Here is an 8,287-nt window from a genome sequence, read left to right on the forward strand (position 1 = left end):
CAGGCAAATGACCCCTGTCATTCACCCCTTTAAACCAGTGTAGTCACTGTTTGACAGACTGCCATTTCTAGCAGTCTGTCTATATGGAATCCGTTATTCGTCTTCCAATTCGATGTTGATACCCAGTGAACGGATCTCTTTCAACAATACGTTGAACGACTCTGGCATACCTGGTTCCATCTGATGGTTACCATCAACGATGTTTTTGTACATTTTGGTACGACCGTTAACGTCATCTGACTTAACAGTCAGCATTTCTTGAAGAGTATAAGCTGCACCGTATGCTTCCAGTGCCCACACTTCCATCTCCCCGAAACGCTGTCCACCAAACTGTGCTTTACCACCAAGAGGTTGCTGAGTAACCAAGCTGTACGAACCAGTAGAACGGGCGTGCATCTTGTCATCAACTAAGTGGTTCAGTTTCAGCATGTACATGTAACCAACAGTTACTGGACGCTCAAATTGTTCACCTGTACGACCATCGAAAAGTGTAATCTGACCAGAAGTTGGAAGATCCGCTAATTTCAGCATCTCTTTAATTTCCATTTCTTCCGCACCATCGAACACTGGTGTCGCGGTTGGCATACCTTTTTTCAGGTTTTCAGCCAAACGTAACACTTCTTCATCGCTGAAGGTGTCCAGATCAACTTTCTGACGAGGTGCCATACCCAGATCGTAAGCTTTCTGGATAAATTCACGTAATTTAGCAACTTCTTGTTGCTGTTTCAGCATCGCATTGATCTTATCACCGATACCTTTAGCAGCCATACCCAAGTGAGTTTCAAGGATCTGACCGATATTCATACGTGATGGTACACCCAGTGGGTTCAGTACGAGGTCTACTGGATTACCGTTTTCATCGTATGGCATGTCTTCAATTGGGTTAATCTTAGAGATAACACCCTTGTTACCATGACGACCCGCCATCTTATCACCAGGTTGGATCTGACGTTTAACAGCCAGGTAAACCTTAACGATTTTCAGCACGCCTGGTGCTAAATCATCACCTTGAGTGATTTTACGACGTTTAGCTTCCAGTTTCTTCGCGAACTCAGCTTTCAGTTCATCATACTGTTCTGCTAATTGTTCTAACTGGTTTTGCTTCTCTTCATCCGCAATACCCAGTTCTAACCAACGTTCACGAGGTAATTTATCTAATTTCTCAGCTTCAATACCGCCAGCAATCAGAACACCACGGATACGCGCGAATAGACCAGCTTCAAAGATACGCAGTTCTTCAGTTAAGTCTTTCTTAACTTCGCGTAACTGTGATTCTTCGATTTCTAATGCACGTTTATCTTTTTCTACGCCATCACGGGTGAAGACTTGTACGTCGATAACTGTACCAGACACACCATTAGGAACACGTAGAGAAGAATCTTTAACATCAGACGCTTTCTCACCGAAGATAGCACGCAACAGTTTCTCTTCTGGAGTCAGTTGAGTTTCACCTTTAGGTGTTACTTTACCAACCAGAATGTCGCCGCCTTTCACTTCAGCACCGATATAAACGATACCTGATTCATCCAGTTTAGATAATGCTGCTTCACCGACGTTCGGGATATCAGCAGTGATCTCTTCAGGCCCTAACTTAGTATCACGAGAGACACAAGCGAGTTCTTGAATATGGATAGTAGTGAAACGATCTTCTTGAACAACACGTTCAGATACAAGGATGGAGTCCTCGTAGTTATAACCATTCCATGGCATAAATGCCACGCGCATGTTTTGACCTAATGCCAACTCACCAAGGTCTGTTGAAGGACCATCGGCTAACACGTCACCACGATCAACAGGTTCACCTAAAGATACGCAAGGAGTTTGGTTAATACATGTGTTCTGGTTAGAACGAGTGTATTTAGTCAAGCTATAGATATCGATGCCTGCTTCACCAGCATAAGTCTCATCTTCGTTAACTTTGATAACGATACGAGAAGCATCAACATACTGAACAACACCACCACGTTTAGCAACCGCAGTAACACCGGAGTCAACCGCTACCGCACGTTCCATACCTGTACCTACCAGTGGTTTATCACCACGAAGTGTAGGAACAGCCTGACGTTGCATGTTTGCACCCATCAATGCACGGTTGGCGTCATCGTGTTCAAGGAATGGGATCAGTGAAGCACCGACAGAAACAACCTGTTGGGTTGAAACGTCCATGTACTGAACTTGGTCACGACTAAATAAGCTTGACTCACCTTTATGACGGCAAGTAACTAATTCTTCAACGAAGTGATTGTCATCGTCTAATACGGAGTTAGCCTGAGCAATGATAAAGTTACCTTCTTCAATTGCAGACAGATAGTGAATTTCATCTGTTACAGCGTTGTTTTCAACAACACGGTAAGGCGTTTCTAAGAAACCGTACTCGTTAGTCTGTGCATAAACAGATAATGAGTTGATAAGACCGATGTTTGGACCTTCAGGTGTTTCGATTGGGCACACACGACCGTAGTGAGTTGGGTGTACGTCTCGAACTTCGAAGCCTGCACGTTCACGGGTCAAACCACCTGGGCCTAATGCAGAAATACGACGTTTGTGCGTAATTTCTGATAGCGGGTTATTCTGATCCATAAACTGTGATAACTGGCTAGAGCCAAAGAATTCTTTGACAGCAGCAGAAATCGGTTTTGCGTTGATCATATCTTGTGGCATTAATGCATCAAGATCGCCTAAAGACAGACGCTCTTTAACTGCACGTTCAACACGCACCAGACCAACACGGAATTGGTTTTCAGCCATTTCGCCAACAGAACGAATACGACGGTTACCTAAGTGGTCGATATCATCCACTTCACCTTTACCATTACGGATATCAATCAGTTTTTTCATTACTTCAATGATATCTTCTTGGCTCAAGATGCCAGAACCTTCAACTTCGTCACGGCTTAACGAACGGTTGAACTTCATACGACCAACAGCAGACAGATCATAACGATCTTCAGAGAAGAATAAGTTCTCAAATAAGTTTTCTGCGGCTTCGCGTGTAGGTGGTTCACCAGGACGCATCATGCGATAAATTTCAACTAATGCGCTTAAACGATCGTTTGTAGGATCGACGCGAACAGTTTCTGAAATATAAGCACCATGATCTAAGTCATTGGTAAACAGAGTTTCTATCGTTTTATGACCAGCTTGACTTAAGCGAGCTAACACATCTAAAGAGATTTCCATGTTAGCAGCACAAATCAGTTCACCTGTCGCTTCATCAATATAGTCACGAGCAACCACTTTACCTGCAATGTATTCAACAGGTACTTCAATGCGGTCAATTTGCTCTTTTTCTAATTGACGAATATGGCGAGCGGTAATACGACGACCTTTTTCGACATATACTTTGCCGTTTGCTTCAATATCAAATGAAGCAGTTTCACCACGCAGACGCTCAGGCACTAATGTCATCATCAGCTTGTTGTTGCTGATTTCAAACAATGTTTTTTCGAAGAATAAACCTAAGATTTCTTCAGTGCTGTAGTTCATTGCGCGTAAAATGATAGTCGCAGGTAATTTACGGCGACGGTCAATACGGACAAAAAGGTTATCTTTAGGGTCGAATTCGAAGTCTAACCATGAACCACGATAAGGGATAATACGTGCGTTATACAGTACCTTACCTGAAGAGTGTGTTTTACCTTTGTCACTATCAAAGAACACACCAGGGCTACGGTGTAACTGGGAAACGATAACACGCTCAGTACCATTGATAACAAAGGTACCATTATCGGTCATTAATGGGATTTCACCCATATAGACTTCTTGTTCTTTGATGTCTTTAACGGTGCCTTCTGGGGCTTCACGTTCATAGATGACCAGACGCAGTTTTACACGCAAAGGTGCTGAGTAAGTTACACCGCGGATCTGACATTCTTTAACATCAAAAACAGGCTCGCCTAAGCGGTAGCTGACATATTGTAATTCAGCGTTACCACTGTAGCTTTGGATAGGAAATACGGAGCGGAAAGCTGCTTCCAGACCGTTTTGACCATCAGGATCTTGCTCGATAAACTTCTGGAACGAGTCAAGTTGGATAGAAAGGAGATAGGGAACATCCAGAACTTGTGGACGTTTACCAAAATCCTTACGAATACGTTTTTTCTCGGTATAGGAGTAAACCATAGGGTTCCTCAGCTCGCTGAAAAGTGACCCACTCTGCCTGTCCTTAACGTTAAGGATGGCTCGACATTCTGCAAACACTGTTTTTTTGTAGGTAGGAAAACAACTATTTTCCGAATATTCATTGCTATTACTCTTAAATCATTTCATTGCGTCAAGATCACTACCGAGCTTTCGAGAACGTGGATCGTAGTGACTAACACAGTATATTAAGTCGTCAATAGCAAAAAATATTGAAGTAATGAGACACCAAAAAAGTGTGAAAAAGTGACTCTTACCTTACAGCGCAAAAAGGCTGGTGACCAAAAAATCACCAGCCATCAGCCGTTAGGCTGCACTCTGGGAAGTTAAATTATTTAACTTCAACCTCAGCGCCTGCTTCTTCCAGAGCTTTCTTCAGAGCTTCAGCATCATCTTTGCTTACGCCTTCTTTCAGAGCTGCTGGTGCAGATTCTACTAAGTCTTTAGCTTCTTTCAGGCCAAGACCGGTAGCGCCACGTACTGCTTTGATTACTGCTACTTTGTTACCGCCGATAGCTTTCAGGATAACGTCAAATTCAGTTTTCTCTTCAGCAGCTTCTGCTGGACCCGCAGCAACAGCAACAGCTGCAGCAGCAGATACACCGAATTTTTCTTCCATCATAGAGATCAGTTCAACAACGTCCATTACAGACATTTCAGCAACTGCGTTTAAGATATCGTCTTTAGAAATAGACATAACAAGTGTTCCTAAAATTCAGAAAAAGTTTATACGTAAATAAAGCAACGAAGAAATTGGCTATTAAGCAGCTTCTTTCTGATCGCGCAGAGCAGCCAGAGTGCGAACCAATTTGCCTGCAGAGGCTTCTTTCATGGTTGCCATCAGGCGTGCGATTGCTTCATCGTAAGTTGGGAGTGTAGCCAGACGATCGATGTTCGAACCTGGGATAAACTCACCTTCAAAGGCAGCCGCTTTAATCTCGAATGCTGGGTTCGCTTTCGCGAAATCTTTGAACAGACGAGCAGCAGCGCCCGGATGTTCAGCAGAAAATGCAATCAAGGTTGGACCAACAAATGCATCTTTCAGTACTTCATAAGAAGTACCTTCAACAGCACGACGCAGAAGTGTGTTACGTACTACACGTACAGTAACGCCAGCTTCACGACATGCTTTACGCAGTTCGGTCATTTTAGCTACAGTAACGCCGCGGGAATCCGCAACAACTGCAGAAAGCGCACCTTTGGCAACTTCGCTGACTTCAGCAACAATCGCTTGTTTGTCTTGAAGATTTAGTGCCATTAGCTTCTTGCTCCTGGATTAACCGAGTAAAAACTCGGGACTCACATCACTTATTACCACAATGGTATAAGCGCTAAAACACGGTGAGTAGAATCCAGAATATATAATTCTTTATTGGCTCTCTCACCGTCTACGCAGGAAAATTAAGTAATGACTTACACCTGCGGTCTTGGACGGGGTCTGGATAGGCCAGACTCCAACCGAAATTCAGAGAATTTAGTTATGTTGACTTAAAAAAATACAACATAGCTAAACTCAAGGCGTCAAATTCTATACAAATTTGACGCCAAGGTAAAGTCTTTTATGACTTTAGTCTAATCTAAGATTAAACTGTTGCGCTTAAGCTAGCTTGATCAATCGCAACACCTGCACCCATAGTGGTAGACAGGCTTACTTTCTTGATATAAACGCCTTTCGCTGCTGATGGTTTTGCTTTTTTCAGAGCAACCAGCAGAGCTTCTAAGTTTTCTTTCAACTGAGCTTCGTTGAAATCAACTTTACCGATAGTGGTATGGATAATACCATTTTTGTCGTTACGGTAACGAACCTGACCCGCTTTAGCATTTTTAACTGCTTCAGCAACGTTAGGTGTTACAGTACCCACTTTCGGGTTTGGCATTAAGCCACGTGGGCCAAGGATTTGACCTAATTGACCTACAACGCGCATTGCATCTGGAGATGCGATAACAACGTCAAAGTCCATTTCGCCAGCTTTAACTTTAGCAGCTAAGTCGTCCATACCGACTAATTCAGCGCCTGCTTCTTTAGCAGCTTCTGCATTTGCACCTTGTGCGAATACAGCAACGCGAACTGAACGGCCAGTACCGTGTGGAAGTACAGTTGCACCACGAACGTTTTGATCTGATTTACGTGCATCGATGCCAAGGTTAACAGCAACGTCAACGCTTTCAACGAATTTAGCAGTAGCCAGTTCTTTCAGTAAAGCAACAGCTTCAGCAATTTCGTACTGTTTAGTTACTTCAACTTTTTCACGGATATTGCGCATGCGCTTGGTTAGTTTAGCCATCAGATTAATCCTCCACTACCAGGCCCATGGAACGAGCAGTACCAGCAATTGAACGCATCATAGCTTCAACGTCAGCACCAGTCAGGTCCGCAGCTTTAGTTTCTGCGATTTCACGAACTTGAGCAGAAGTAATTTTACCTACTTTCTCTTTGTTCGGTTTGCCAGAACCTGATTTCACGCCCGCAGCTTTCTTCAGCAGAACTGCTGCTGGAGGAGTTTTGGTAACGAAAGTGAAAGAACGGTCAGCGTAAACTGTAATAACAACAGGAATTGGTAAACCTTTTTCAACGCTTTCAGTTTTAGCGTTGAATGCTTTACAGAATTCCATGATGTTAACACCTTGTTGACCCAGAGCTGGACCAACTGGTGGACTTGGATTAGCCATACCTGCAGAAACTTGCAGTTTGATATAGGCTTGGACTTTCTTAGCCATTAATTAATTCCTCAATGTGGGTATATCGCCCGGCTAGGGCTCCCCGATTTTACTTTGTTCCGTCTTATGACAGAACAACTCAAAACGAAAGGTGGAAAATTGTAGATAACTTTTCCACCTTTTGCAAGAAAGCAACGTAAAAAGGTTTAACCTTTTTCAACCTGACTAAAGTCTAACTCAACGGGTGTTGCACGACCAAAGATTGATACAGAGACTTTTAAGCGGCTTTTTTCGTAATCAACTTCTTCAACAACACCATTAAAGTCAGCAAATGGACCATCGCTAACACGAACCATTTCACCTGGTTCAAACAGTGTTTTAGGACGCGGTTTATCACCAACTTGTTGTAAGCGATTCATAATCGCATCAACTTCTTTATCGCTAATTGGTGCAGGTCTGTCTGACGTTCCGCCAATGAATCCCATAACACGCGGTACATTACGTACTAAGTGCCAAGTTGCATCGTTCATGACCATTTGGACAAGAACATAGCCTGGGAAAAATTTACGCTCACTTTTACGACGTTGACCGCTACGGATTTCAACCACTTCTTCGGTTGGAACCATAACTTCGCCGAATGAGTCTTCCATTTCGTTTAATTTGATATGTTCACGCAGAGACTGTGCAACACGGCCTTCGAAGCCTGAAAATGCCTGAATGACATACCAGCGTTTTTTTGGAGAATCAGTCATGAACACCTCACAGGCCAGTAATAAATGAAACAAAACGAACCAGAATGCCATCCAGTCCCCAAAGAACTAATGACACAATAGCCGTCACTGCAGCAACAATCAGGGTTGTTTGCAATGTTTCTTGACGTGTTGGCCATACTACTTTACGCATTTCAATACGCGCTTCACGAGCAAATGCTAACGTTGCTTTACCTTGTGTTGTCCACAACGCGATCCCACCTGCTGCTACGAACAAAGCAACAACAGCTAAAGCTCGCAACGCTAGGTTAAATTCACGGTAAAGATAGTTGCCACCCACTGCTACTGCCAGCAATAAAACGGTAATGATCCACTTAGCGATATCACCACCGCGTTTGCTATCTTGAGCTCCGCTATTCGCACTCATAAATTAACCTGTCACTATGATGTAAATAAATAGCCAGCTTGCCTCGCAAGAGCAAAACAAATCAGACTAACCATAAAATCAACTATGATTGCATCTGACACAGTGTCATATCTCTATGACATTCGTATCTGCAAGATACTGGACTCGATTCGTTGTATCAGAGCCTATCTCACCAATAATTTACAACAAACTAGTGATGAGATAGGTTCTTTTTCAAACAACGCATAAAAAGGGCATCAATTGATGCCCTTTTTTAGGAAATTACGCGAGTAATTAACCTAATACTTTAGCAACAACGCCCGCACCTACTGTACGGCCACCTTCACGGATAGCGAAACGTAAACCGTCGTCC

At 43.2% G+C, this 8,287-nt stretch carries 8 protein-coding genes; all 8 read right to left on the bottom strand.

Going from position 1 to position 8,287, the window contains the following annotated elements:
- Nucleotides 1-93 precede the first annotated feature (93 nt).
- Complete coding sequence (rpoB, locus tag DK865_RS00310; RefSeq protein ID WP_036914209.1) at nt 94-4,122, bottom strand: DNA-directed RNA polymerase subunit beta; 4,029 nt, start codon at nt 4,120-4,122, stop codon at nt 94-96.
- A 349-nt stretch (nt 4,123-4,471) separates the two neighbouring features.
- Nucleotides 4,472-4,837, bottom strand: a complete 366-nt coding sequence (rplL, locus tag DK865_RS00315; protein WP_023583093.1) for a 50S ribosomal protein L7/L12 — start codon at nt 4,835-4,837, stop codon at nt 4,472-4,474.
- A 63-nt stretch (nt 4,838-4,900) separates the two neighbouring features.
- The gene (gene rplJ / locus DK865_RS00320; protein ID WP_006534706.1) at nt 4,901-5,398 is read right to left on the bottom strand and encodes a 50S ribosomal protein L10; all 498 of its coding nucleotides are present in this window, start codon (nt 5,396-5,398) and stop codon (nt 4,901-4,903) included.
- A gap of 325 nt (nt 5,399-5,723) precedes the next feature.
- Nucleotides 5,724-6,425, bottom strand: coding sequence for a 50S ribosomal protein L1 (rplA, locus tag DK865_RS00325; protein ID WP_023583092.1), 702 nt, complete (start codon nt 6,423-6,425; stop codon nt 5,724-5,726).
- Nucleotides 6,426-6,429: 4 nt separating this feature from the next.
- A complete protein-coding gene (gene rplK / locus DK865_RS00330; RefSeq protein WP_006534703.1) occupies nt 6,430-6,858 on the bottom strand; it encodes a 50S ribosomal protein L11 in 429 nt (142 codons plus the stop codon).
- 146 nt (nt 6,859-7,004) lie between these two features.
- Nucleotides 7,005-7,550, bottom strand: coding sequence for a transcription termination/antitermination protein NusG (nusG, locus tag DK865_RS00335; RefSeq protein WP_004246900.1), 546 nt, complete (start codon nt 7,548-7,550; stop codon nt 7,005-7,007).
- 7 nt (nt 7,551-7,557) lie between these two features.
- On the bottom strand, nt 7,558-7,935 hold the full coding sequence (gene secE / locus DK865_RS00340; protein ID WP_023583091.1) for a preprotein translocase subunit SecE: 378 nt from the start codon (nt 7,933-7,935) through the stop codon (nt 7,558-7,560).
- A gap of 273 nt (nt 7,936-8,208) precedes the next feature.
- Nucleotides 8,209-8,287, bottom strand: a 79-nt coding sequence (locus tag DK865_RS00345; protein WP_001184434.1) for an EF-Tu C-terminal domain-related protein, incomplete at its 5' end; no start/stop codon positions are given.

It is taken from the genome of Proteus cibi (assembly GCF_003144405.1).
GTDB lineage: Bacteria > Pseudomonadota > Gammaproteobacteria > Enterobacterales > Enterobacteriaceae > Proteus > Proteus cibi.

Excerpts from the sequence above, each read along its gene's own strand:
- rpoB (WP_036914209.1), bottom strand. The coding sequence starts at position 4,122 with ATGGTTTACTCCTATACCGAGAAAAAACGTATTCGTAAGGATTTTGGT.
- rplL (WP_023583093.1), bottom strand. The coding sequence starts at position 4,837 with ATGTCTATTTCTAAAGACGATATCTTAAACGCAGTTGCTGAAATGTCT.
- rplJ (WP_006534706.1), bottom strand. The coding sequence starts at position 5,398 with ATGGCACTAAATCTTCAAGACAAACAAGCGATTGTTGCTGAAGTCAGC.
- rplA (WP_023583092.1), bottom strand. The coding sequence starts at position 6,425 with ATGGCTAAACTAACCAAGCGCATGCGCAATATCCGTGAAAAAGTTGAA.
- rplK (WP_006534703.1), bottom strand. The coding sequence starts at position 6,858 with ATGGCTAAGAAAGTCCAAGCCTATATCAAACTGCAAGTTTCTGCAGGT.
- nusG (WP_004246900.1), bottom strand. The coding sequence starts at position 7,550 with ATGACTGATTCTCCAAAAAAACGCTGGTATGTCATTCAGGCATTTTCA.
- secE (WP_023583091.1), bottom strand. The coding sequence starts at position 7,935 with ATGAGTGCGAATAGCGGAGCTCAAGATAGCAAACGCGGTGGTGATATC.